This window comes from Enterobacter cloacae complex sp. IR5412 (assembly GCF_049237385.1).
Lineage (GTDB): Bacteria > Pseudomonadota > Gammaproteobacteria > Enterobacterales > Enterobacteriaceae > Enterobacter > Enterobacter intestinihominis.
In genome coordinates this window covers 86218-111938 of record NZ_JBMKHQ010000013.1, presented here as the reverse complement: position 1 = coordinate 111938, position 25721 = coordinate 86218, and the positions used below count along the sequence as shown (strand labels likewise).

Here is a 25721-nt window from a genome sequence, read left to right as displayed (position 1 = left end):
GGCTCACGTTTTCTCTGAGTAGCCGCGGTTCAGCGCCCACAGCTCGGTGTATTTATTGAAAGTATACTGGGCATTCACTACCGCCAGTAACCAGCCCTGTTTGCCGTCCAGCACGCCGCCACGTAGCAGCAGCGTTTTCAGAAACGCGCCCAGCGTGTGGGTGAAGATGCCGGTCAGCGTGGCCTTCTTGCCGCGCGCATGCCGCTCCTGTGCCCAGGCGGTGGCATAGTTCAGCTGTTTCCGCTGGAAGCTGGCGAAATCGCGGCAGGTCAGATGAAGCAGATCGCCCGTCAGGGGGATGACCTGAGCGTTATCGCAGGCCAGAGACTCATGGACCAGGTTGTCGTTGTACTGATAACGCTCGCGGGCATAGAGGCGCATCACGCGGTCGGGGTACCAGCCGCTGTGGCGCATAAAGCGGCCCAGGAAATAGTTACGACGCGCGATACTGTAGACCGCGCCGGGCTGTGGCGCAGCAAGCACCGTTTGAATGGCCTGTCGGAGTTCCGGGGTGACGCGCTCATCGGTATCGATCATCAACACGTAATCGCCTGTGGCGTAACCCTGCGCACGCTGACGCTGAATACCGTAGCCCTGCCAGTCGGTGTCGGTAAAGACTTTTGCCCCGGCTGCACGGGCAACGTCCGCCGTATTGTCCGTACTTCCGGAATCGAGAATGACGATTTCGTCAGCCCAGGCAACAGAGGCCAGGCAATCCGGAAGCAGGTCGGCGGCGTTTTTGGCGATCATCACGACCGACAGACGCGTTGACATTAGTGGCTCCGCTGCGGCAGGTAAGGTTGCAAAAGTTGCAGCAGACGGGTCAGTGCGCCCTGGTTCTGATGCAGGACTTCAACGGCGTGACGACCGTACCACAGGCGGTAATCTTCGTCAGTCAGAAGGGTTGAGACCTCTTTGACCACCGAGTCCGCATCGGTCACGGTGATTAAGCCATCGGCTTGCTGCAATTTCGCGCAGATATCTTTGAAGTTAAACGTGTGTGGACCCATCAGCACGGGAATGGCGTGGGCTGCCGGCTCCAGCGGGTTATGACCACCGCGCTCCACCAGGCTTCCGCCAACGAATGCAAGATCGGCAATCCCGTACAGCAGCATCAGTTCGCCCATCGTATCGCCAATCACCACCTGCGTGCTGCCAGAGGGGATTTCGCCGCTGCTGCGCAGGGTGAAGCTGAAACCGCCTTTTTGCACCATCTCCCGGGCATCTTTAAAACGCTCAGGATGGCGAGGCACCAGAATCAGCAGTAAATCAGGGAATTTTTCCAGCAGCTGGCGGTGAGCCTGAAGAATAATGGCCTCTTCGCCGTCATGGGTGCTGGTAGCAATCCAGACCTGGCGACGCGGCGCCCACTGACGACGCAGCGTTACCGCACGGGCGGCGAGTTCAGGGGTGACGGAAATATCGAACTTCAGGCTACCCGTGACCGCAAGCTGGTTGCGCTTCAGGCCGAGGGCGATAAAGCGCGCGGCATCTTCTTCGTTCTGCGCGGCGATCAGCGTAATTTTGCTGAGCAGGCGACGCATAAATTTACCCAGCTTGCCGTACCCTTTCGCCGAGCGTTCCGACAGACGCGCGTTGGCGATAACCAAAGGAATTTTACGGGCATGCAGGGCGGAAATCATATTCGGCCACAGTTCAGTTTCCATGACGATCACCAGTTTAGGGCGAACGGTATTCAGGAAACGGTTCATGGCGCAGGGGAGATCGTACGGCAGGTAGACGTGATGCACGTCTTTACCGAAGGCAGACATCACGCGCTCTGAGCCGGTTGGCGTCATCGTGGTGACGGTGATGGGCAGTGACGGATAACGATGGCGTAAGGCACGCACCAGTGGAATGGCGGCCAGCGTTTCCCCAACTGACACGGAATGCAGCAGAATACCGTCCGGCGCCACTTTATTGCGGCAGTAGCCATAGCGTTCGGCCCAGCGGTTACGGTACGCAGGCGCTTTACGGCTACGAAGCAACAGTCGCAGCCACACCAGTGGCTGAATGATGTAGAGCAGGGCGGTATACAACAATTCCAAGCGATTATCCGTTTTTTTAGTTTCGGCCGGGAAATTCTAAGCATTTAAGCGTGCTAAAGCTATCTCTTATGCCAGATACCGTTTTAAACGGAAGTAGCGTCGGCCCAGGCGCCAGCGCAAACGCGGGCTTTTGGCACTTTTCCAGATGAGCTTCCAGATCCCGGTGTCGAAGAACTCTTTGATTATCATTGATTTCTTCGCTTCATCCTTCATGTTGTCGAAGGTATGAATAATTCCCAGACCCTCTTTGGCGATTTGCCAGTGACAGGCCGGGATATTTTTCACTTTATCCGGGTAGCGCTGGTTAATGGCATCAAGCATCTTCAGGATCTTCATGTAATGGCGCGCTGAGCGAATCAGCGTGTCGTCATTATCCGGGGTGTGCGATACCGAGGCGGAGTGAATGTAGTAGTCGTAAAAGCGTTCGCTGGTGTACTGAACGCGTTCCGCAGCAAGCAGCACCTCAGTCGTCCACGGGATATCCTGATGGCGCAGGCCAGGCTCGAAACGAAAGCCGTGCTGACGAATAAAATCGTGACGATAGATATTCAGCCAGGTCACATGCAGGAACTTACGTGAATCCAGCGCCTTTTTTAACCATGCCGCGCCATTCATGACGCCCGTTGAGGCGAGCTTATCTTCAGGGAAGATAGGGCGAGACGGTTTTTTGTTATTTTCCCAGACGTAGTTGCCATTGCAGGTGGCGACATCCAGGTTCTGCGTGACGGCCATATCCAGCAGACGCTGGTACATGCCGGGTTTGAAGACATCATCAATATCCGGGAAAGAGAGATATTGGCCGGTCGCAACGGCCAGGCCGGTATTACGCGCGATGGACACGCCCTGATTAGGTTGTTCAATAACCTGCATCTGTGGCAGCTGTTCGCGCCATTTTTCGACAATCTGCATCGAGCGGTCAGTGGAGCCGTCATTCACGATGATGACTTCCATACTGTCGATATGTTGATTTACAAGGCAGGTAAAGAACTGATCGAGAAAAGCTTCACCGTTATAAACGGCAACCACCACGCTTAATAAAGGCGCTGAATTTTGCATATGAAACCTGATTATTTTTGGTTGTCGACCAAAGCAATGTATTGCTGGCAAATGGCGTTGATACCGAACGATGCGATCGTTTCGCGATCAACAACCGGCGGAGAGGCATACAGTTCTGCCAGTGTTTTCGCCAGTGATTCGTCGGTTAACGCGGTCAGACCACGCGCCAGAGGGCCAGTAAGGATCTCAGCAGGGCCGCCAGGGCAGTTTGTACTCACCGGTGGGGTCTGACAGATAATGGACTCTACCAGTACATTACCAAAACCTTCGCAGTCGGAACTTAACACTAAAAGGCGTGCACCTTTGATCCACGGATAAGGATTGGTTTCAAACGGGCGGAAGACGATCTTGTTTTCAATTCCCAGCTTAGCGGCAAGCTGTTTGAGCTGGTTAATTTTCACGTCAGAGCCTTTGCCCATCAACACCAGCGATGCGTCAATCTTGCTCATCGCAAACGCCCGCAGCAGCCGGTCGTGACGTTTGTGCTCATGAAAACGGCCAACGTGGATAATGTAATTCTGCCCCTGCATCTCAAAGGGCGCTTCCGCCAGACGCTGAATTTCAGGGATATCAAACGGGTTATGGATAACCGCTTTGCGCCGCAGGGGGATCGCGAGTACTTCAGACAGATCGTGCAGCACGGCGCCGGATACCGCCACCACGTTGCGGTTTTCATAGGTATGACGAATTTTATAATGCTTAAACCAGCGAGAAAGCCCGCTGCGATGGCGCAAATAGGAGAAGGAGAACATCCCGTGTACGCAGAACCAGACCTTATCGCGATCCAGCACGCGGCTGTGCGCCACGATACGGTCGGTTTTATGCAGATGCGAGAAGACGACGTCAAATTTACCGCTGCGTTCTGCCTGCTCAATGGCGCGATCCAGCAAACGGGCGCGACGCGGGATCTCGGTCAGCTTCCGCCAGGGTTTTTTACAGGTATCCTGCACGACCTGAAAATCGATGCCTTCCGGAATGGCGTAGTCGCACACCTTCCGTAAGGAGAAAAGGGTGACCTGATGCCCCAGTTCTGTCAGTCCGCTGGAGAGGGTGAGAACCGTTTTTTCGGCTCCTCCACCGGGTAAACCATCAATAATCATTAGGATGCGCATTATTAATCCAGTAATTTTTGATAAAGCGAAATAAGCTGACTTGATAGTTTTTCAGGGGTTGCTTCTCTGACGCGTTCACGCGCCGCAAGCCCCATATTGTTATTTTTTTCCAGTGAAGGGATGGACATGACGGCCTCCTTCAATGTGTGGATATCAAGTGCATCACAGTAAAACCCGTTCTGGCCTTGCTCAATAAATTCTGAACCACCGCAACTCTCTGACGTAATGACGGGCAATCCACAGGCCATTGCTTCAAGTATGACGTTAGGGAAAGGATCATACAGCGTCGGCAGCAGTAAACCATCAGAAAGCTGATAAAATGGCAGCGTCTCTTTTTGCATTCCCAGGAAACGGATTTGCCCCTCACAGCCTAATGAACGGGCGAGGTCGCGATAGCGGCTTTCCGCTTTATCCTGACCGACCACAACCAGCCACGCCGATGTTCCTGCTATAGCCTGAATAGCGTTTGCCAGCCCCTTGCGTTCAAACCCTGAACCCACGAAGCAGAAAATGACGGCATCAGCGGGTAAGCCAAATTGCTTACGCAGTACAGCGCGCTGCCTCTCTTCTGCCGGAACGAAGCGGCGGGAATCTATTGAATTATAAATCACATGTATCTTTTTTGCGTCAATATCAAAGTCTTCGACGATTTCGCGCTTGATCATCTCCGCATTACAGATAACGGCTTTCAACTCGGGAGCCTGGTACATTTCACGTTCGGCGTTCATCACGTAGCGGTGATAGCGATCGTGCATGAGCAGCTTCGCGCGCCAGGCGGGAAGAATACGCGTACGCTGTAGCAGCCAGCGTCGATGTACACCATCTCCGGCGCGGTAAATATCGCAGCCCGGAATACGTTCGTGGCTCTGTACAATATCAAACTGCTGTTGCTGCCACAGCGCGCGCGCGGCGTGTGCAAAGCCGCGTTCACGGCTGATGCGGCCCCACTTTCGTGGATCGCAGATATGAATATGCCAGTCGTCCTGCTTTTCGCCCTGCCACTCGCGGGTGATGACGTTGAGCTCAAGATTTTGATTGCTCAGCGCGTTGAGTGCCCTGGAGACAAAACGTTCTGCTCCCCCATCCGGCCGATATTTTTGGCGCACAATGGCCAGACGATGAAGCTTCATTGCAGGTATCTCCTTGCGGCGGAGACGACAGCATCAACGGGGATGGCGTCGAGATAACGTTCCGTCGTTTTTGTATCAATGGCATCAGGGTTGGGAAGCGGGCCGTAGTTACCAGCCCAGATGACCTCGCCGTTAACCTGCCATGGCGACCAGAACGTCAATTTTGACGGGCCAAACAGCGCCACGCAGGGCGTCTGAAGGGCGGCGGCCATGTGCATGGGGACGGAGTCAACGCCAATGAACAGGGCTGCGTGATCGATAAGCGAGGCCAGCTGGCGCAGGGTTAACTGCCCTGCCAGCGATACAACACCCGTCTGCGGGGAGGCGGCAAGAATGCGGTCAATCATCGCCAGCTCTTTCTTATCCGGTCCCGCCGTAAGGACGATAGTGTGGCCGTCCTGCTGCAACGCGGCGATAGTTTGCGCCATTTTGCCTTCGTCCCAGCACTTAAAGAACCAGCGTGAAGTGGGTTGAATAACGATATAGCGTTCCCCCACGCCCTTTTGTGTCAGCTTGTGATGAGCATGGTGCCAGTCATCCGCGCTGTAAGCCATGGTGACGGCGGGTCTGGCGGCAACGGGTAATGGTTTCAGTATGGACAGGTTTTGTTCAACGGTGTGCAGCGACTGATGGCTGGCGACTGAGACCAGTTCACTGTGACAAAAACGCCAGAAGGCATTATTGCGCTTGTTAAAAGCGAACCCGAGCCGAACCGGTGCGCCGGTGAAGCGGGTAACCAGCGCGCTGCGCCACTGATCGGCAAGATTGATCACCAGATGATAATGCTGAGCGCGTAAAGCACGAAGCAACTGCCACTCTTTTTGCAGGTGCTTCAGCGTCCCCAACTGCTTCCATTTACGATCGATACCATAGATCGTACCGATTGCCGGATGCGCGGCGAGCATGTCTCGCGTCTCTTCATAGAGAAGCACGTCGATTTGGGCTTCAGGCCATTTCTGGCGCAATGAATTGATGACGGGGGTGGTGAGTAACATGTCACCATGATGGCGAAGTTTAATCAGTAAAATGCGCAAATCAGGCGTGTCAGGTAAGTTATTCATCATCATCTTATCGGCGTTGTACTGTTGGCAATTCTAATAGACCTGGTAACGACTTGCACTCTTTCTCCATAATGTCAGGAATTTCCCTGGAAGGGTTTACTCCTGCTTTCGGGCGTGCGTAACATAGCGCTAACTATTTTGTCTTGCGGACTCATTATGAAAAAACCAGCGTTTATCATCACGATCGATACCGAAGGGGATAATCTCTGGCAGAACCACCGGGTCATCAAAACGGAAAACGCGCGCTACCTGGCGCGGTTTCAGACGCTTTGCGAGCGTTTCGGCTTTAAGCCTGTCTGGCTCACCAACTACGAGATGGCCGTCGAACCGGTGTTCATTGAGTTCGCGAAAGAGGTCATAGCCCGGGGGCAGGGCGAGGTAGGAATGCATCTCCATGCCTGGAACAGCCCTCCGGAGCACGATCTGACCGGTGATGACTGGCGCTGGCAGCCTTATCTGATTGAGTTTTCAGACGAGGTCATGCGTGAGAAAGTGCTGTTCATGACCCGCCTACTGGAAGAGACCTTCCAGACAAAAATGCTCAGCCATCGCGCCGGGCGCTGGGCATTCGACAGCCGTTACGCCCGGTTACTGATTGAGCTGGGGTATCAGGTAGATTGTTCCGTTACGCCGCGCGTGAACTGGCGCAACGCGAAAGGTGCCCCGCAGGGTAATGGCGGAACGAATTACCAGCATTTTCCCGATCGCGCCTACTTTTTGGACGTAGACGACATTTCCCGGCCGGGAAACAGCCTTCTCCTCGAAGTGCCAATGAGCATCCAGTATAAACACCCGGCATGGCTGAATTCCCTGAAGCAGGGTTACGATCGTCTGCGCGGTAAATACCGTTCTCCGTCAGTTAACTGGTTACGCCCGGCAGGCGGTAACGCGCAGGAGATGATTAAGGTTGCGCAGCAGTGCCTGTCTCAGGGAAATGACTACGTAGAGTTCATGCTGCATTCGTCGGAATTTATGCCTGGCGGGAGCCCTACTTTTAAAGACGAGGCCGCGATTGAGGGGCTTTATCAGGATCTGGAGCAGCTCTTTACCTGGTTATCAGATAAGACCGTGGGGATGACGCTGGCGGAGTTTTACCAGTACAAAAAATAGTTATGCCCGCCAGGCGGGCATATTTGCTATTGCTGCTTTGTTGGGGTGAAAGGTGTACTTAATGCAAACAAAACCATAAAGAAGATTAAGGCTTCTGAACTGAGCAGTATGACATCCGTCAGTCCATACAAAAGCAAAAGTAGCATCGAGGTTAGCAGCAGTGCGTTTTTACTTCTAATAGAGTAAGCTATTATCGAAACAAAAAAGAAGCACAAAATTAGCAGTCCAGGAATGCCTTGCAGTGAATATTTTTCAATAAACTCATTGTGCAAATGAATTCGAATGTAACCGAGCGCTGCTGCAACATGTTGATGTCCATTTGCGACATAATTTCGAACCCATGATTCCCTGCTTTCAATAGACTGTCCCAGTGGATGCGCAATGCCAGTCATAAGACCCACGTTCCACATTGAAAAACGAGCCCCCAGAGAAGTTGCATCATGCCCTTCCTGATATTTAGTTATCTCAGTCACTGTTTGTTGAATTTTAGGTGATATCAATGGTTTATAACTTACAATTATGATCCCTGCAACGATGCATAAAAAAATCATTAATGATTTAAGGTGAATTTTTCGGAAATGATAAAGTGTAAGAATAATAGCCAGTAACAGGTAAAGGGCCATGGCGGCACGCGTGGCTGTCAAAAGAATCAGGAAGAAAGATATCAGGACTACGACGCCTGCCAAAAGGTATAATTTCACATTATTCTTTAGGTATAAGCTGTAAACAAAGGCTAATGATAGAACAGAATATACATACGCTGCGATAGTTGGACGGTTTATAGCCATCTCTACGCGATTAATACCTTGTACAGCCTGATAAAGGCCATAAGCTGTGGCAAGGGTATAACCTACAGCTGTACTAATTAAGAAGTATTTCACAAAATTATCTTTTGTTACATAATTTTTGAAACGGTCAAGGTAAAAAATCAAAAGGCTTGCCAGAATTAATTTTTTACTCGATCCAAGATAATCACTGTATGCGTTTAATCCCTCATTATGCAATTCATAAGTGACATACCAAATAAGATTAAGTAACCCTATCAGCATAATAGGATAGGCGATACTAAAAGGATGCCAGGAGATTTTTTTATACTCAAATGCCAAACCCAAGATACTTGCATATATTGCAATATAGAAAAACTCTCGTTGTTTCCCTGAATTAACAAGCACAAGAGCTAAAGAGATAAGGCTCAATGCGAGTGTTAACTGGTAAGTTCTTAACTTTATTTTTTCCATAACGCCTCAATAACCCTTTTTTTGTAGCTAAAACGAACATCGGTGGACAGGAAAAAAGACAATGTGTACATGGCCTTTACGCGTTGTTTCACGAGTTGCAATTGTTGGTCTGTAAGACAGGACCGATGGTTGCTGTAAATATCAAACCAGTGGCAATTGACAAGATGCCTGTAGCTTGACGGAAATGTTCTTTCCATCTGTAACGTGCATTCGACAAGCGTTGAAATTTTGCTGGCGTCCAGACTGCTCGACAAACTGTCGCGACGCTTGACGTAATAATAATGCCCCTGGCGTTGATAGACTATTTTGCTCGATTGCATCAACATTCCGGGGAAGACAGCGAAATCCTCATAACATAACATTGGAGGAATAGGGTTGCTCTCGTACAGGCTACGATGAATAAACTGGCCAATGAGATGCGCCTGAAAGTCTTTATGGCGTAAGAAACGAGCGACTGCTTCATGTTGTGACAATGGCACAGGGTTGAATCCCTGCCAGTCTGAAGTCATTTTCCGGGGATCGCGAATCTCAAGCAAACGTGTCAGTAACATATCCGGACGTTGCGCTTTCAGAAAGGTAATTGCGTCCCTGAGGCTGCCCGGCTTTAAGCAATCGTCACTGTCGAGCATCGTAATATATTCACCGGATGCCAGTGCGACAGCACTGTTTCGTACCCGGCCGACGTTACGAAAGTTCACGGTGCGCGTTATGATCTGAGGAAATTTAGGTGACCACTCTTCAATTATTGCCTGCGTGGTATCCTCAGAACTGTCATTAAAAATAATAATTTCAGTGTCTTGAACGGTGGCTGCCAGCAGGCTTGAAAGCGTGGCATGCAGCGTAGCTTCAGCGTTATGCGCAGCAATAATGACGCTTAAAAAAGCCATAAAAATTAGTTTCCTTGAGCGTCGGTAGCGCTAGCCAGTGAGCGGGCTTTGGGTAATGTACGGATAAACTGCTGAAGATCGTGTAACGCGGAGTCAGTGACAGAGAATAGTGCTTCCCGTTCTTGCGGGAAGTAATAGCGCGTTTCAAACACATAAGAACAAATGTTGTCGTCATTCCCGATCAGCAACACATTGCCAAGCGGACGTTGTTCATAATGACAACACGGACCAAACAGCAGGACTACCGGAACGCCAACGGCGTCTGCGATATACACATTCCCCGAGTCAGACGCGATATAACAGTCCATCTTAGAAATGGCCCAGGGAAGCTCTTCCAGCGAAATTTTGCCAATAAGATTGATAAAATTAGGGATTTCACCGTAAAGGCGGGTGATATCGTCCATCCACGACTGTTCATTTGGCGCACCGAAGACATAAAACTCGCAGGGTAAATCAGCGAGTTGATCAACAATCCGTTTCCAGATAACCGGAGGAACGGTTTTGGCTTTATTGCCCGCCGCAATACTGATGCCGATGCGGATAACGTCAGGTTTATCAAGAATGGCCGGCCAGGTCGTCGGTTTAAAGAGCGGCTTTGTGGCGTGCTTGGGAGAGTCTTGCCATGTGAGTGCGCGGTCGGCCAGTTTCAGGTAGTTCGACACCGAAAGCGTTTTTTTGCCATGCTCAACGGTACCGTCAGCCGCAAGATAGAAAATCCCGTGATACCACCTGCGCGTGTAAATGGTTAAAAATTGTTTGTTTTTAGCATTGCAGACGGCGGCAAAAAAGAGGTTCACGCTGTTGGGTTGTAGCAGGTAGACGTTGTCGTAGCGGTTCATGATCCTGCACGCGAAGCACAGTTTACGCCACAGGTTGCGCTTATGCTGCTCAATAAAATAGATCTGCTCGATAGTCTCATCATGCTTCGCCAGCGCACCAACGCTGCGACTGACCAACACATCGCTTTTTTGCAGATATGCCAGAAGAGGTGTCGCATTAATAAAGTCACCGATTTTGGCTGTCTGAATGACAAGGTTTTTGCCCGTGTCTTTTCGAAACAGCTTCCGGAGGAGTTTCACCGGAAAGAGTAAAATCAGCAGAAATACATAACTCATGGGTTAAATATCCCTGTTGGAAAGCCGATGGCTGCCCTGTAAAAATGAAAAAATAGCATCTGCGCTAATATCCTTCGTTTGTTGCGTAGGGCTGACCATCTGATGCTGGTTTTTACCGTAACCCCCGATCAACCCCGGATCGGTCGGGCCGAAAATCGTGATATTAGGACGATCCAGTGCGGCGGTTAAATGGCTTAACCCTGTATCCACAGAAACGACGGCGTTAGCGCCCGCCAGCTGTGCGGCAACCTGCGCCAGCGTGAGTTTGGGTAACACCTCAACGTGGGAAAAGCCTGCTGCCAGACGTTCCGCACGCTGCCGCTCATGTTCTGCACCCCACGGGAGTTTAATATGGATACCGCAAGGTTGCATTAGTTCAATCAGCCTTCTCCAGTGCGTTTCCGGCCAGTGCTTATCGTCGCGCGTTGTGGCATGCAGGAACACCAGATACGGTTCAGCATGCTCCTCCGTCTCGCGCAAAAAATGCTGTGCAATAGCGTAGTCACCCTGGGCTTCAGGTTTTGCATAGCCCAGGCTTTTCGCGAACAGCTCGCGGGTACGTTCCACGGCGTGCTGCTGCTTCGCAATATGGTGGCGACGATTATAGAACAGGCTCGCCAGCGGTTCGCGGGCGGTTTGCCAGTCCATGCCGTGCTTTACGCCGTGCGCCAGACGCGTGACCAGCGCGGCGCTTTTCACCAGGCCCTGAGCGTCAACGATCGCGTCGTAACGCCGGGCCTGCACCGCTTCGCGGAAGGCTTTACGTTCGGCTTTAATCGGTGCGGAGAACCATGCTTTGCGCCAGCGGCGAATGGCCACCGGGATCACGCGGTCAACCGCTTCGTGCCAGGTGGGGATCTGCGCGAAGCCTTCTTCCACCACCCAGTCAAAACGAATGCCGGGAATGGCCCGCATCGCGTCCGTCAGTGACGGCAGCGTATGCAGCACATCGCCCATCGAAGAGGTTTTAACGATCAATACCCGCATTCGTTATCCTTCTTGGCTCAACAGAAGTTCGTTGAGCTCTTCGAGAACGCGCTGCGGCGTAATGTCGATCAGGCTCTGATGGTAACCTTCTGCGGCATCACCTTTACGTACCTTGTGGTAGCCGGTAATCAGGCGAATTACGCGCGCTTTGTGCGACAGCGGCGGCGTGAAGTCCGGGCTGCTCGGGCCATACAGCGCCACCAGCGGACGATCCAGCGCGGCGGCGACGTGCATCAGGCCAGAGTCGTTGCTGACAACGGCTTTACAGGCGGCAATCAAAATAACCGCCTGCTCGAGCTGCGTTTCCCCGGCCAGGTTTCGGCACCAGGCCTGTTGCTCGGTGCTGAGCGTGGCGAGAATTTCATTGCCCGCCTCGTGATCTTTCGCTGAGCCAAACAGCACAATTTGATAGCCTTCGTCGATCAGCTGTTTCGCCAGCTCTGCGTAGTGATAGTGCGGCCAGCGTTTTGCCGGACCAAACTCCGCGCCGGGGCAGAAGCCAATCATCGGGCGTTCGGACGAAATGCCAAACGCGTTGCAGGTGTGGGATTTCTCCCCGTCGCTTACCTGGAGCTGCGGCCACAGTAGCGGCTGCGGCAGATCTTTCGCGCTGCGCATCACGCCTTTGTCGTAGGCCAGCGCCACGTAGCGTTCTACCATCAGCGGCCAGGCCTCTTTATCCAGCACCCGGGCGTCGTTAAGCAGGCCGTAGCGCATTTCACCGCGCCAACCGGTACGGTGCGGGATGCCCGCAAAGAAGGGCACAAGAGCGGATTTGAAGGAGTTTGGCAGGACATATGCGCGATCATAGCGTTTCTCGCGCAGGCTATGGCCGAGTTTGCGGCGTTCACCGATTTCCAGCGCCCCGTGGCCGAGCGGCATCGGGATCGCCTCGTTCACTTCCGGCATACGCGATAACAGCGGACGGCACCATGCGGGTGCCATCACGTCGATTATCGCCTGGGGATAACGCGCCTTGAGCGTGCGATAGAGACTTTGCGACATCATCATGTCGCCCACCCAGGACGGGCCGATCACCAGTATTTTCATTCACTTCATCCTTCAAGCTGTCTCTGCGTTGGCTGCCTGCGTTCACTCCAGTCACTTACTTTTGTAAGCTCCCGGAGATTCACTTAGTTGCCGCCTTGATACCGCTCGAATGATTTTGTGAATTTATATCGCGGTCACGGTTCAGCCAGGCCATATATTCCGTTACGCCTTCGGCAACGGTCTTGAACGGCTTGTCGTAGCCTGCGGCGCGCAGGTTAGTCAGGTCCGCCTGGGTGAATGCCTGGTAGCGGCCTTTCAGCTTATCCGGGAACGGAATGTACTCGATGCTGCCTTTCTTATGGTAAGCCAGCGTCGCGTCTGCCACCGCCTGGAAGGATTCCGCGCGGCCTGTGCCCAGGTTGAAAATGCCGGACACGCCGTTTTCCAGGAACCACAGGTTCACTGCCGCCACGTCGCCTACGTAGACGAAGTCACGCTTAAAGCCGTCGCTGCCTTCGAACAGTTTCGGACTTTCGCCGTTATTTAACTGGGTGTTCAGGTGGAACGCCACGCTCGCCATGCTGCCTTTGTGGCCTTCGCGCGGTCCGTAGACGTTGAAGTAGCGGAAGCCGACAATCTGAGAGTTGGCTTCTGGGAGGATCTGACGCACGTACTCATCAAACAGGAATTTGGAGTAACCGTAAACGTTCAGCGGCTGCTCATACTCGCGGGATTCGATGAAATCTGAAGTGCGTCCACCGTAGGTTGCCGCGGAAGAGGCGTACAGGAACGGAATTTCACGCTCCAGGCAGTAGTGCAGGATCTCTTTGGAGTACTGATAGTTGTTGTCCATCATGTACTTGCCGTCCCACTCGGTGGTGGAGGAACAGGCCCCTTCGTGGAAGATGGCTTCGATCTCGCCGAACTCTTCACCCGCCATAATCTGGATAAGAAAGTCTTCTTTATCCATGTAGTCAGCGATGTTCAGATCCACCAGGTTTACGAACTTGGTGCCGTCTTTCAGGTTGTCCACCACCAGGATGTCGGTGATGCCTTTGTCATTGAGGGCCTTAACAATATTGCTGCCGATAAAGCCCGCGCCGCCGGTAACGATGATCATAACTGTAACCTTTGAAGTGTGGAGTCCGGGGAACATCCCGAACGCTAATCTCTTTATCATATCATCACAATGCCCGGTCTTCAGCCATTCACCGATATGCAGCAGGGGTACACGTGATTTATGCTGCAAAAACGAGAAGAGATACGGCGTCATCTCGTCATGAACTATTGGTTTGGGTAATATGTGCCAAAATTTGCCGAGTCTGGAGAATTGCAATGCGTGGTGATTTTTACAAACAGTTAAACAGCGACCTCGACACCGCACGTGCGGAAGGGTTGTTCAAAGAAGAGCGTATTATCACGTCTGCCCAGCAGGCGGACATCACCGTTGCCGACGGCAGCCATGTGATCAACTTTTGCGCGAACAACTATTTAGGTCTTGCGAATCACCCTGAGCTGATTGCCGCGGCGAAAAACGGCATGGATACCCACGGCTTCGGCATGGCCTCCGTTCGCTTTATCTGCGGTACCCAGGACAGCCACAAGCAGCTTGAGCAAAAGCTGGCGAACTTCCTCGGAATGGAAGACGCGATTCTGTACTCCTCCTGCTTCGACGCCAACGGCGGTCTGTTTGAGACCCTGCTCGGTGCAGAAGACGCGATTATCTCCGACGCCCTGAACCACGCCTCCATCATCGACGGTGTACGCCTGTGCAAAGCGAAGCGTTTCCGCTACGCCAACAACGACATGGTTGAGCTGGAAGCCCGCCTGAAAGAGGCCCGTGAAGCCGGTGCCCGCCACGTGCTGATCGCCACCGACGGCGTGTTCTCCATGGACGGCGTGATCGCCAACCTGAAAGGCGTGTGCGATCTGGCGGATAAATACGACGCGCTGGTGATGGTGGATGACTCTCACGCGGTTGGCTTTGTCGGCGAAAATGGCCGCGGCTCCCACGAATACTGCGACGTAATGGGCCGCGTAGATATCATCACCGGTACGCTGGGCAAAGCGCTTGGTGGCGCGTCTGGCGGCTACACTGCTGCGCGCAAAGAGGTGGTTGAGTGGCTGCGTCAGCGCTCCCGCCCGTACCTGTTCTCCAACTCCCTGGCGCCGGCGATTGTGGCCGCCTCTATTAAAGTGCTGGAAATGGTGGAATCCGGGGCTGAGCTGCGCGACCGCCTGTGGGCTAACGCCCGCCTGTTCCGTGAAAAAATGAGTGCCGCAGGATTCACCCTGGCCGGCGCTGACCATGCGATCATTCCAGTGATGCTGGGCGACGCGGTTGTCGCGCAGAAATTTGCTCGTGAGCTTCAGAAAGAAGGGATTTACGTGACCGGGTTCTTCTTCCCGGTGGTACCAAAAGGTCAGGCGCGTATCCGCACCCAGATGTCTGCGGCGCACTCGCCTGAACAAATTGAACGTGCGGTGGAAGCCTTTACCCGCATCGGCAAACAGCTGGGCGTAATTGCCTGAGGACGTGTGATGAAAGCGTTATCCAAACTGAAAGCGGAAGAAGGGATTTGGATGACCGACGTGCCGGAGCCGGAAGTCGGTCATAACGATCTGCTGATCAAAATTCGTAAAACCGCCATCTGCGGTACTGACGTTCACATCTACAACTGGGACCAGTGGTCGCAAAAAACCATTCCCGTGCCAATGGTTGTCGGCCACGAATATGTCGGCGAAGTGGTCGGCATTGGCCAGGAAGTGAAAGGCTTCAACATTGGCGACCGCGTCTCCGGTGAAGGCCACATTACCTGCGGTCACTGCCGCAACTGTCGCGGTGGGCGTACGCACCTGTGCCGCAATACCGTCGGCGTGGGCGTGAACCGTCCGGGCTGCTTCGCGGAATACCTGGTGATCCCGGCGTTTAACGCGTTCAAAATCCCGGACAATATCTCTGACGACCTGGCCTCCATCTTCGACCCGTTCGGCAACGCGGTACACACGGCGCTCTCCTTTGACCTGGTGGGTGAAGACGTGCTGGTCTCCGGCGCGGGCCCAATCGGCATTATGGCGGCAGCCGTGGCGAAGCATGTGGGTGCGCGCAACGTGGTGATCACCGACGTGAACGAATACCGCCTGTCGCTGGCGCGCAAAATGGGCGTCACCCGCGCGGTGGATGTCTCGAAAGAGAGCCTGACAGACGTGATGGAAGAGCTGGGCATGACCGAAGGTTTTGACGTGGGTCTGGAGATGTCCGGCGCGCCACCGGCGTTCCGCACCATGCTCGACACCATGAACCACGGAGGCCGTATCGCGATGCTGGGTATTCCGCCGTCAGATATGTCCATCGACTGGAACAAAGTCATCTTCAAAGGGCTGTTCATTAAGGGCATTTATGGCCGCGAGATGTTCGAAACCTGGTACAAGATGGCTGCGCTGATCCAGTCCGGTCTGGATCTGTCCCCGATTATCACTCACCGTTTCTCCATCGATGAGTTCCAGCAGGGCTTCGACGCAATGCGTTCCGGCCAGTCAGGGAAAGTGATCCTGAGCTGGGATAAGTAATCAAAAAGGGGCCTGAGGCCCCTTTTTTACTGATTCTTTTTCTCTTCGTCCGTCAGGTAACGCACCTTGCGGGTGTAATCCTGACCTTTGAACAGCAGCTTATTATCCGGTGATTCCAGATACTTCTGCCATTCGGAAAGCGGGAAACCGCCGTGCGCGCCAATCACCTCTTTCGGCACAACGGCTTCCTGTCCGCCGATCTTCTTGGAGACCGGCCAGTTCATCCAGTCGCCCAGGTTAACCGTTTTGACATCCAGCATGTCCAGCAGCGCAGCGAGCGGCAGCTGATCGGTCGGCGGCTGCGTATCGTCCATCAGCTCCCAGGTATCCTGGAACAGCGTCAGCCACAGCGGGCAGATACGGCGCCAGGTCTTTTTGGTGGCGGCAAGAAACGCGCCGTTAACATGATCGACCAGATACGGGCGCACCGTTTCTTTGTAATACGCCGGCACTTTCTCCGCTGGCGCGCCGTCCAGCTTGGCAATCATTTTGCCCTGACGGAAGCTGGAGTAGATGTGCATATCCGCCATGTTGATCTCTGGCATTTTAAGCAGGTTGAGATCGGAGTCGATCATCAGCACACCTTCACCGCGCGCCTGCAACGGAGCGTTAAGCTTCACCAGACGACTGAGGTAGATCTGCTTATAGCGGTAACCTTCTTCACGTTTTGGAAGCGTGAGGGTAACAACGCGGGTTTTTGGCGGCAGTTCGCCGAAAGCGGATTCAGGCTGATCGCTGACGATAACAATCTCGCTGACGTCAGAGGCATAACGCTCTGCAAAGGTCGCTGACAATAACGCCTCTTCGACGAAATCCGCGCCCGTACACGGGATCACAATGGAATCAACCGCAACGAGATCGCGCGTGACCGGAAGGGAAGCGTAAGGAATGTTATGACGCCCGGTAATGTGGCGGTAGCGAGCATTCAGGAATTTAAACATGTTCTTCTCGTTTGGTTATTGCGCGCCAAGAACGGCCTCGACACCGTTAACATAGCTTTCAATGGCATACATGTTGCAGACATTCTGGTGCGCGGCTGCGGCGAGCCGGGCGCGCAGAGCAGGATCCTGCCAGATATTATCCAGATGTTGAGCAAGTTGCGACACGTCGCTCCAGGGGAACAGCAGCCCGGTCGACTCATGGTCGATCAATTCTGCCGTGCCGGTCACTTTTGAACCAATCACGGGGATGTTGAGCAGCATTGCTTCCAGCACGACGCGGGGCAAGCCTTCGCTCTGCGAGGCCAGAATGAACGCGTCAAAAGTGGCGAGATAGTCAAAAGGCGTGTTCTGGAAACCGGTAAAAATGACGTGCTCAGCAATACCTGATGCATCAGCTTGTGCAGCCAGCGCGCCGCGTTCAGCCCCTTCACCGACCAGCACCATTTTCCATTTTGCCTGCGGGTGTCTCTGGCTGAACTGTGCCAGCGCCTCCAGCGTGTGGTGGTTGGCCTTACGAGGGATTAACGAGCCAATGCTGCCGAATACAAACGTATCGTCTTCAATATTCAGTCGCTGGCGCATCGCGCATCGGTCCGGCAAAGGCTGATGGATGTCGATGGCATTGTTGACCGTGGTACACAGCTCTGGCCGGACGCCATGCTGAAGTAGCACGCGTTCAACGCCGTGCGAGACGGCAATGATTTTTGTGGCATGGGCATTCACCAGCTTCACCAGCGGCGGGGTCAGCACTGGTTCAATCCGGCAGTGCTGGATTATCCGTGCACGCAGGTTTGCGCCCGCCAGATACCCTTCTTCATTAGAGCCTGGCTGGTTGTTCATATACAGCGTATCGAATCCACCTTCCCTGAAAATGGTCTCGATCTTGCTGACGTTGGGCCGGATACGCCACAGGGTATCAATATGCCGCGTAAATGCTTTGCGCGCCGAACGCGAGAAAAACAGCAGACCACGTCCCGCTTCTTTCAGGAGTTTTGCCCATGCCGGTTGCTTTCGTTGAGGGATAACGAGTAATGGGATCCCAATGCTGTTGAGCACCTGGCCTATCGTTTGACCTTCAGCACGACTATAATCACTGTAAAAACAACAGGTAATGTCGAATTTGTCGCGGTTGATTCGCTTCAGAAGCTCAAGCATACTGTTGGTACCTCCCCCCCATTCTTTGCCTGTGTCCAGGAGGAGGATTTTACGTTTTTGCGGCATGTCTGAATCCGTATGCTACCATTCATCTGACCGCATTATAAAGAATTTACTGAAATAAAATAGATTTTTTGTATTTCTTTGTCTTTTTATAAGGAAAGGTTTTAAACGCGCTTATTTTAAAAGTGCGATTTAAGACTTTAATCGCCTCTTCTCAATTCGATAGTATTAGCGCAAAAATTTTATGTTGTTTTTGAGAGAGTGAGAATATGTTTAAAATAACGGTTTGCTTATTAACGTTTAACTCCGAAAGAACGTTGCACGATGTTATTCCTCCTCTTTTAAAAATAGCGGATGAATTCGTTGTAGTTGATTCCGGCAGTACAGACGCAACGATATATATTTGCCAGAGTTATGGATTGTCGCCCATATTCAAAAAATATAGCTGGCACGGCGAGCAGATGAATCATGTCGTATCCCATGCGCACAACGACTGGGTGCTGTGCATGGACAGTGACGAAATACTCGATCAAGAAACCGTTGGTGCTATTTTAAAATTAAAAATGGGCGATGAACCCGAACCGGATATGGCGTGGCGGATATGTCGTCACTGGTTTGTTCTGGGAGAAAATGTCCGAACGATTTATCCAGTCTCATCTCCGGATTACCCGGTGCGTCTTTTTAACCGTACGCAGTCGCGATTTAATAACCGGCCAGTAGACGATCAGGTTGAAGGTTTTCTCCGTTCTGAACGTATTCCTGGCTATGTCAGACATGATACGTTTTATTCACTGCATGAACTTTTCAATAAATTAAACGGATATACCACTCGCCTGGTTCAATATCAGACGATACGTCCCTCTCTTGGTCGCGGCGCGATCAGCGCTATCGGCGCATTTTTCAAATGGTATCTGTTTAGCGGTGCGTGGCGTCAGGGCAAAGTGGGTGTGGTGACAGGGTTTTATGCCACGGCGTACAGTTTTTTGAAGTATTTCAAGGCCTGGTATCAGGATCGAGAAAAGAAAGAGTCCGTTGCAAAAGAGCAGTCGGACTCTTATCTGGCAGAATAGGCGTTAGCCGATCAGGCTTTTTTTCCCCAACCCTGCCACTGTTGCTGGACGTATTTAACCAGCGTACTGCTGCTGATGCTTTCGCCAATCACCGTGAAGAAGCGGGTTGCATAGACCGGTTCAGGCGGCTGTTTCAGCGAGCAGTTCTTCACGTCGCGGAATGGATTACGCGGCTGCGTTGTGGGTGGTTGCGCGCTACCCGGACGGGAAGTATCCACCTGAGGTTCATTGAGCAGATCGCTCGGACGCACCAGGGTGATATCGGCGGGTAAGCCCGGCAACATTTGCTGCAAAACGCGAACGGTAGACGGATGCGGATGCCCAATGGCAATCGCCGAACCGTTACGGCGCGCCAGCTGTACCGCGCGGTTGAACTGCACGCGGATATCCGCTTCGTTCTGGGAGTCGTCCAGGAAGACTTTGCGCTTGATGACTTTTACACCCGTCCCCTGAGCGGCACGCATCGCCTGGCTATTGCCGATGGTCATGCTGTCGAGGAAATAGAGATTGTAACGCTCCAGGGCCTGCATCACTTTCAGCATGCCGTACAGGCTGGAGGTCATCGCGCTGCCCATATGGTTATTCAGACCCACGGCATACGGCACTTTATTGTACGCATCGCGGATGATGCGATCGATCTCGTCGCTGCTCATGTCCGGACGCAGGGTATCTTTTTCCAGCGGCTGCTTGCTGAGAGGGGCCATCGGCAGATGGATGAGGACCTGATGGCCGCCATTGTGCGCTTTGGTCGCCATTTCATGCGCGTGAGGCGCATTAGGCAGGACGGCGACAGAGATGGCTGACGGCATCGCCAGCACCTGATTTTCATAGTGTGGTCGATAACCGAAGTCATCAATCACAATCGCGAGTTTGCCTGCATAAACCGGTGCAGCCAGCGCCAGTGCGCTGACGACGGAAAAAACAATTCGACGAAATTGAAGCAAAACTTATCTTCCCAACCACGGCTGTGGATTGACCGCCTGACCCTGACGACGAATTTCGAAATAGAGTGACGGGCGGCCCTGACCGCCACTGCTGCCCACAAGGGCAATGGGTTGACCCGCGCGCACCTGAGTGCCAACGCTGACCAGCGCGCTCTGGTTGTAGCCGTAAAGACTCATGTCGCCTTTACCGTGCTCGACCACCACCACGAGCCCGTAACCCTGTAGCCAGTCGGCCAGGATCACGCGGCCATCGGCGATGGCTTTCACTTCGCTACCTTCAGACGCACCGATAACGATCCCCTTCCAACGTAGCTCACCCTGCAACTGTTCGCCATAGCGATGCAGGATCGTACCGCGAACGGGCCAGTAAGCCTGACCACGCGGGGAGCCGAGGCCGCCGGTACGCGACATCAGGGAACGTTCATTTTCAGTCGGTTTGTAGGTGGTGCCTTTCCGGGAGGCTTCCTGCTGCTTATTACGCACCGCCTGCGCTTCGCGCGCTTCTTTTTCGGCGCGCGCTTTGGCCGCGGCTTCTGCCCGGGCAATGCTGTTACGCAGTCTGGATTCGTTGGCGCGCATTTCGCTCAGTTGGCTTTGTCCTGCCTGGATAGAGGACTCCAGCCCGGCGAGCGTCTTCTTACGCTCATTGCGCGCCTGCTCAAGCTTCTCCTGCTGCGCCTGCTGATCGTAGAGCAGCGTTTGCTGCTGGCTCTGCTTCTCTTCCAGCTCGGCTTTTTGCGTGGTGACTTCTTCGCGCGTCTGTTTCAGCTGCGCAATGGTCTCCTGACGAGCCTGGTTGAGATAGCCGAAATAGGCCTGTAAACGCTGACCGCGCTGGCTCTCTTCACCGCTGAGGATCAACTGAAGGCCTGTGTGCTCACCCTGGCGGAAAGCGGCATCAAGCTGTGCAGCAAGGTTCCGCTCCTGGGCATCGCGCTGACGCTCCAGTTTCGCAATCGATGCGTTCATTTCATCGATTTGCTTATTAAGCTGGGCAAGGGTGTTTTGTGTTTCACGCAGCTTACGCGCGGCGGCGGAAATAGCCTCTTCCTGCTTTTTAAGCTGGGCAAGCAGGGCAGAGCGCTGCTGCTGCTGCTGGCGTACCACACGCTCTTTGGCGGCGATATCGGCCTGAATGGATTTGAGCTGGTCGCGGTCATCCGCGTGGGCAGATGCGGCGCACAGCAATACGCCAGCGCTGAGTGCGCTGGCGCAAAGCAAAGGTCTGACTGATAACCGAAACGGCTTCACGACCCATGTGATTGAAAAAATCGCCTTTCCCCTCATGGGGAGCGATTATTCCACGATGAACAGCGGCTTGCCAGTCATCTCTTCAGGGATTTCCATACCCATCAGCGACAACATGGTTGGCGCGATGTCGGAAAGCTTGCCGCCTTCCACTGCTTTCACTGACTTATCACCTACATAAATCAGTGGAACAGGCAGGTTGGTATGGGCAGTATGCGCCTGACCGGTTGCCGGGTCACGCATCTGTTCTGCGTTACCGTGGTCAGCGGTGATCAGCAGCTGGCCGCCCACGGATTCAACCGCTTTCGCGACCTGCTCAACGCAGTGGTCCAGCGCTTCAACCGCTTTAACGGCAGCTTCCATCACGCCGGTGTGGCCCACCATGTCGCCATTCGGATAGTTACAGATGATGGTGTCGTATTTACCGCTTTCGATCGCGGTCACCAGTTTTTCGGTCAGCTCCGCAGAGCTCATTTCTGGCTGGAGATCGTATGTGGCGACTTTCGGCGAGTTAATCAGGATGCGGTCTTCGCCTTTAAACGGCTCTTCTACGCCGCCGTTAAAGAAGAAGGTCACGTGCGCATACTTCTCAGTTTCGGAGATGCGCAGCTGCGTTTTATCGTTTTTCGCCATCCACTCGCCGAAGGTATTTTCCAGGGAAGCGGGTGGATACGCGCATGGGGCTTTGATATCCGCTGCATACTCGGTCAACTGGATGAAATCGATCTTCGCCACTTTCTTACGGGCGAAACCGTCGAAATCGCTGTTGACGAAGGCGCGGGTGATTTCGCGCGCGCGGTCAGCACGGAAGTTCATGAAGATCAGCGCATCGCCATCTTCCATAGCGGCATCGGCCTGGCCTTCAGCGCGGATCACGGTTGCCTTCACAAATTCGTCGTTTTCATCACGCGCGTAAGCCGCTTCCAGGCCTTCAACGGCGGTCGGGAACTGGAACTCGCCTTTTGCCAGGGTCAGCAGATCATAGGCTTGCTCAACGCGGTCCCAGCGGTTGTCGCGGTCCATGGCATAGTAACGGCCAACGATGGATGCCACGCGGCCTTTGCCCAGTGCGGCAAATTTATCTTCAAAGGCTTTCAGAGAACCTTTTGCGCTGCGTGGCGGCGTATCGCGACCATCCAGGAAGGCGTGCAGATAGATTTTTTCCGCACCGCGCTCAGCGGCCAGCTCTACCATCGCCATGATGTGATCTTCGTGGCTGTGAACGCCGCCCGCAGAGAGCAGGCCCATAATATGAACGGCCTTGCCTGCGGCAACGGCTTTATCAACTGCTCCGGTGAGCGTTGGGTTGGCAAAGAATGTACGTTCTTTGATTTCAACGTCCAGGCGCGTCAGGTCCTGATAAACGATACGGCCTGCCCCCAAGTTAACGTGACCCACTTCAGAGTTGCCCATCTGACGATCCGGCAGGCCGACTTCCAGACCAGACGCATCAATCAGGGTGTGGGGACGTTTTGCCCATAGCGCATCCATAACCGGGGTTTTGGCGTTGAAAATGGCGTTATCCTGTTGATCTTCACGGTAGCCATAGCCATCCAGAATCACCAGTACCATAGGTTTTTTAGAAACCGACATTGCGACAACCTCATGCTCAAGAGACAAAAAATTTGCGTAATTTTACTACAGCTGAATCGATAAAATAGCCGCAGAAGATCAAAGAAAGCGCGGGGGCAAGGCTGTTCTCAGGCCATTTTGAGGCTTTTTTTACGTGGCATGCCGCAGAAAATAGATTAGCTTTATGTCGCTGGCTGTATTTGCCACAGCGCACAGGTATACTCCTGTCCTGGTTTTTTTAATCACTTAGTCGGGAGTTGTTACCCCCCATGCAAGAAATTATGCAATTCGTTAGCCGCCACCCGGTTCTGAGCATCGCGTGGATTGGCCTGCTGGTCGCTGTACTGTTCACCACATTTAAGGGACTGACGTCTAAAATTAAGGTGATCACCCGCGGTGAAGCGACACGTCTGATCAACAAAGAGGACGCCGTGGTTGTCGATCTGCGTCAGCGCGACGATTTCCGCAAGGGCCATATTGCAGGTGCTATCAACCTGCTGCCAGCGGAAATTAAAGCGAACAACATTGGTGAGCTGGAGAAGCATAAAGCCCAGCCGATTATTGTTGTTGACGGCACTGGCATGCAGGCGCAGGAATCTGCCAACGCACTGCATAAAGCAGGCTTTGAAAACGTAACGGTGCTGAAAGAAGGCATCTCCGGCTGGAGCGGGGAGAATCTTCCTTTAGTGCGCGGTAAATAAGGAGTTAAGTGATGGCCAATATTGAGATCTACACCAAAGCAACGTGCCCGTTCTGCCACCGAGCGAAAGCGCTGCTGTCCAGCAAAGGCGTAACGTTTAAGGAACTGCCGATTGATGGTGACACGATTAAACGCGAAGAGATGATCCAACGCAGTGGTCGCACAACGGTTCCACAGATTTTTATTGATGCGCAGCACATTGGCGGCTGTGATGACTTGTATGCGCTCGACGCCCGCGGTGGACTCGATCCGCTGCTGAGCTAGAGACTTTAGGACAATTAAAAAGGGTTTTTCCATGTCAGAACAAAACAACACCGAGATGACTTTCCAGATCCAGCGCATCTACACCAAGGATGTCTCTTTCGAAGCGCCAAATGCGCCGCACGTTTTCCAGAAAGACTGGCAGCCAGAGGTTAAACTTGATCTGGATACCGCATCCACCCAGCTGGCGGATGACGTGTATGAAGTCGTACTGCGTGTCACCGTGACCGCCTCCCTGGGCGAAGAAACTGCATTCCTGTGCGAAGTCCAGCAGGGCGGTATCTTCTCTATCGGCGGCATCGAAGGTAACCAGATGGCGCATTGCCTGGGTGCATACTGCCCGAACATTCTGTTCCCGTATGCGCGTGAATGCATCACCAGCCTGGTTTCTCGCGGTACATTCCCGCAACTGAACCTTGCGCCAGTCAACTTTGATGCGCTGTTTATGAACTATCTACAGCAGCAGGCTGGCGAAGGTGCCGAACAACATCAGGATGCCTGATGAGCACTGTTAATGCGTCAATGACTGTGATCGGTGCCGGCTCTTACGGCACCGCTCTTGCCATCACACTGGCAAGAAATGGTCACGACGTGGTCCTGTGGGGCCACGATCCAAAACATATCGCGACGTTGCAACACGACCGCTGCAACGTGGCGTTTCTCCCGGACGTTCCGTTCCCTGACTCACTGTATCTGGAAAGCGACCTCGCGACCGCGCTGGCGGCCAGCCGCAATATTTTGATTGTGGTGCCAAGCCATGTGTTTGGCGAAGTCCTGCGTCAGATTAAGCCGCTGATGCGTGCGGATGCGCGTATTGTGTGGGCGACGAAAGGGCTGGAAGCGGAAACCGGACGTCTGTTGCAGGACGTTGCCCGCGAAGCGCTGGGAACAGCGATCCCGCTGGCGGTGATCTCCGGGCCGACATTCGCCAAAGAGCTGGCTGCGGGCTTGCCGACGGCGATCTCGCTGGCGTCCACCGACCAGGCATTTTCCGACGATCTTCAGCAACTGCTGCACTGCGGCAAAAGCTTCCGCGTGTACAGCAACCCTGATTTTATCGGCGTACAGCTGGGCGGTGCGGTGAAGAACGTCATTGCCATCGGGGCCGGGATGTCTGACGGCATCGGCTTCGGCGCGAATGCGCGTACGGCGCTGATCACCCGTGGCCTGACCGAAATGTCACGCCTGGGCGAAGCGCTGGGCGCCGATCCGGCCACCTTTATGGGAATGGCTGGGCTGGGCGATCTGGTGTTGACCTGCACCGACAACCAGTCGCGTAACCGCCGCTTTGGCATGATGCTCGGACAGGGTAGCGATGTCAAAAGCGCGCAGGAGAAGATTGGTCAGGTGGTTGAAGGCTATCGCAATACCAAAGAAGTTCGCGAATTGGCGCATCGTTTCGGTGTCGAAATGCCAATAACCGAGGAAATTTATCAGGTATTGTATTGCGGAAAAAATGCGCGCGAGGCAGCATTGACCTTATTAGGTCGTGCGCGCAAGGACGAGCGCAGCAGCAATTAGCC

General features: G+C 53.5%; 25 protein-coding genes. 8 read left to right on the top strand and 17 right to left on the bottom strand.

The genetic code is table 11. The features are described from left to right. Positions 1-3 precede the first annotated feature (3 nt). From ACOTX2_RS19875 to rfaQ, 6 genes are all read right to left on the bottom strand, one after another. Positions 4-774, bottom strand: a complete 771-nt coding sequence (locus tag ACOTX2_RS19875) for a glycosyltransferase family 2 protein (protein ID WP_003860875.1) — start codon at positions 772-774, stop codon at positions 4-6. Further along, positions 774-2048 carry a lipid IV(A) 3-deoxy-D-manno-octulosonic acid transferase gene (gene waaA / locus ACOTX2_RS19870; RefSeq protein ID WP_063148216.1) on the bottom strand — a complete coding sequence of 425 codons (1275 nt, stop codon included), beginning with the start codon at positions 2046-2048 and terminating at the stop codon, positions 774-776. The genes ACOTX2_RS19875 and waaA overlap by 1 nt, the downstream gene beginning before the upstream one ends. Positions 2049-2114: 66 nt before the next feature. Next, positions 2115-3104, bottom strand: a complete 990-nt coding sequence (locus tag ACOTX2_RS19865; RefSeq protein ID WP_045621031.1) for a glycosyltransferase — start codon at positions 3102-3104, stop codon at positions 2115-2117. 11 nt (positions 3105-3115) lie between these two features. Continuing rightward, positions 3116-4216, bottom strand: a complete 1101-nt coding sequence (locus tag ACOTX2_RS19860) for a glycosyltransferase (protein ID WP_046621790.1) — start codon at positions 4214-4216, stop codon at positions 3116-3118. A gap of 2 nt (positions 4217-4218) precedes the next feature. Beyond that, positions 4219-5346, bottom strand: coding sequence for a glycosyltransferase family 4 protein (locus ACOTX2_RS19855; RefSeq protein WP_063148218.1), 1128 nt, complete (start codon positions 5344-5346; stop codon positions 4219-4221). After that, on the bottom strand, positions 5343-6413 hold the full coding sequence (gene rfaQ, locus ACOTX2_RS19850; protein WP_074134778.1) for a putative lipopolysaccharide heptosyltransferase III: 1071 nt from the start codon (positions 6411-6413) through the stop codon (positions 5343-5345). The genes ACOTX2_RS19855 and rfaQ overlap by 4 nt, the downstream gene beginning before the upstream one ends. Before the next feature lie 150 nt (positions 6414-6563). Here rfaQ and ACOTX2_RS19845 point away from each other — a divergent pair, with 150 nt between their 5' ends. Then, positions 6564-7517 (top strand): polysaccharide deacetylase family protein, encoded by a 954-nt coding sequence (locus ACOTX2_RS19845; RefSeq protein WP_046621788.1) that lies wholly within the window; start codon positions 6564-6566, stop codon positions 7515-7517. Between the two features lie 26 nt (positions 7518-7543). On the opposite strand, the gene ACOTX2_RS19840 is transcribed toward ACOTX2_RS19845, so the two are convergent. From ACOTX2_RS19840 to rfaD, 6 genes are all read right to left on the bottom strand, one after another. After that, positions 7544-8755: an O-antigen ligase family protein gene (locus ACOTX2_RS19840; protein WP_063148219.1), complete on the bottom strand. Its 1212-nt coding sequence runs from the start codon at positions 8753-8755 to the stop codon at positions 7544-7546. After that, positions 8743-9642: a glycosyltransferase family 2 protein gene (locus ACOTX2_RS19835; RefSeq protein WP_023305212.1), complete on the bottom strand. Its 900-nt coding sequence runs from the start codon at positions 9640-9642 to the stop codon at positions 8743-8745. Before ACOTX2_RS19835 ends, ACOTX2_RS19840 begins: the two co-directional genes overlap by 13 nt. 5 nt (positions 9643-9647) lie before the next feature. Continuing rightward, complete coding sequence (locus tag ACOTX2_RS19830; RefSeq protein ID WP_022646631.1) at positions 9648-10757, bottom strand: glycosyltransferase family 9 protein; 1110 nt, start codon at positions 10755-10757, stop codon at positions 9648-9650. Between the two features lie 3 nt (positions 10758-10760). After that, complete coding sequence (rfaC, locus tag ACOTX2_RS19825; protein ID WP_022646632.1) at positions 10761-11744, bottom strand: lipopolysaccharide heptosyltransferase RfaC; 984 nt, start codon at positions 11742-11744, stop codon at positions 10761-10763. A 3-nt stretch (positions 11745-11747) separates the two neighbouring features. Further along, a complete protein-coding gene (gene rfaF / locus ACOTX2_RS19820) occupies positions 11748-12794 on the bottom strand; it encodes an ADP-heptose--LPS heptosyltransferase RfaF (protein WP_063148220.1) in 1047 nt (348 codons plus the stop codon). A gap of 79 nt (positions 12795-12873) precedes the next feature. Next, positions 12874-13854, bottom strand: a complete 981-nt coding sequence (rfaD, locus tag ACOTX2_RS19815; RefSeq protein ID WP_022646634.1) for an ADP-glyceromanno-heptose 6-epimerase — start codon at positions 13852-13854, stop codon at positions 12874-12876. A 215-nt stretch (positions 13855-14069) separates the two neighbouring features. Between rfaD and kbl the strand changes: the two genes are divergently transcribed. Beyond that, positions 14070-15266 (top strand): glycine C-acetyltransferase, encoded by a 1197-nt coding sequence (gene kbl / locus ACOTX2_RS19810; RefSeq protein WP_015570030.1) that lies wholly within the window; start codon positions 14070-14072, stop codon positions 15264-15266. A gap of 9 nt (positions 15267-15275) precedes the next feature. Beyond that, positions 15276-16304: an L-threonine 3-dehydrogenase gene (gene tdh / locus ACOTX2_RS19805; protein ID WP_017383610.1), complete on the top strand. Its 1029-nt coding sequence runs from the start codon at positions 15276-15278 to the stop codon at positions 16302-16304. 26 nt (positions 16305-16330) lie between these two features. Here tdh and ACOTX2_RS19800 read toward each other — a convergent pair whose 3' ends face one another. Together ACOTX2_RS19800 and ACOTX2_RS19795 are read right to left on the bottom strand one after the other, a co-directional pair. Next, positions 16331-17245 (bottom strand): hypothetical protein, encoded by a 915-nt coding sequence (locus tag ACOTX2_RS19800; protein WP_023305215.1) that lies wholly within the window; start codon positions 17243-17245, stop codon positions 16331-16333. A gap of 15 nt (positions 17246-17260) precedes the next feature. After that, a complete protein-coding gene (locus ACOTX2_RS19795; protein WP_022646636.1) occupies positions 17261-18466 on the bottom strand; it encodes a glycosyltransferase in 1206 nt (401 codons plus the stop codon). Positions 18467-18672: 206 nt separating this feature from the next. On the opposite strand from ACOTX2_RS19795, the gene ACOTX2_RS19790 reads away from it, so the two are divergent. Beyond that, positions 18673-19473, top strand: a complete 801-nt coding sequence (locus ACOTX2_RS19790) for a glycosyltransferase family 2 protein (protein ID WP_063148221.1) — start codon at positions 18673-18675, stop codon at positions 19471-19473. Between the two features lie 11 nt (positions 19474-19484). Here ACOTX2_RS19790 and ACOTX2_RS19785 read toward each other — a convergent pair whose 3' ends face one another. The 3 genes from ACOTX2_RS19785 to gpmM are packed head-to-tail and all read right to left on the bottom strand — an operon-like array spanning position 19485 to position 23258. After that, complete coding sequence (locus tag ACOTX2_RS19785) at positions 19485-20417, bottom strand: divergent polysaccharide deacetylase family protein (RefSeq protein ID WP_063148222.1); 933 nt, start codon at positions 20415-20417, stop codon at positions 19485-19487. 3 nt (positions 20418-20420) lie between these two features. Further along, entirely contained in the window at positions 20421-21680 is a 1260-nt protein-coding gene (gene envC, locus ACOTX2_RS19780) for a murein hydrolase activator EnvC (protein ID WP_230259580.1), read from the bottom strand. 33 nt (positions 21681-21713) lie between these two features. Further along, the gene (gpmM, locus tag ACOTX2_RS19775; RefSeq protein ID WP_048966556.1) at positions 21714-23258 is read right to left on the bottom strand and encodes a 2,3-bisphosphoglycerate-independent phosphoglycerate mutase; all 1545 of its coding nucleotides are present in this window, start codon (positions 23256-23258) and stop codon (positions 21714-21716) included. A 248-nt stretch (positions 23259-23506) separates the two neighbouring features. On the opposite strand from gpmM, the gene ACOTX2_RS19770 reads away from it, so the two are divergent. The 4 genes from ACOTX2_RS19770 to gpsA are packed head-to-tail and all read left to right on the top strand — an operon-like array spanning position 23507 to position 25719. After that, positions 23507-23938: a rhodanese-like domain-containing protein gene (locus ACOTX2_RS19770; RefSeq protein ID WP_003860840.1), complete on the top strand. Its 432-nt coding sequence runs from the start codon at positions 23507-23509 to the stop codon at positions 23936-23938. An 11-nt stretch (positions 23939-23949) separates the two neighbouring features. Beyond that, positions 23950-24201 (top strand): glutaredoxin 3, encoded by a 252-nt coding sequence (grxC, locus tag ACOTX2_RS19765; RefSeq protein WP_063148223.1) that lies wholly within the window; start codon positions 23950-23952, stop codon positions 24199-24201. Positions 24202-24232: 31 nt separating this feature from the next. Next, complete coding sequence (gene secB, locus ACOTX2_RS19760; protein WP_003860835.1) at positions 24233-24700, top strand: protein-export chaperone SecB; 468 nt, start codon at positions 24233-24235, stop codon at positions 24698-24700. Then, positions 24700-25719 (top strand): NAD(P)H-dependent glycerol-3-phosphate dehydrogenase, encoded by a 1020-nt coding sequence (gene gpsA, locus ACOTX2_RS19755; protein ID WP_006812398.1) that lies wholly within the window; start codon positions 24700-24702, stop codon positions 25717-25719. Before secB ends, gpsA begins: the two co-directional genes overlap by 1 nt. Positions 25720-25721: the final 2 nt, after the last annotated feature.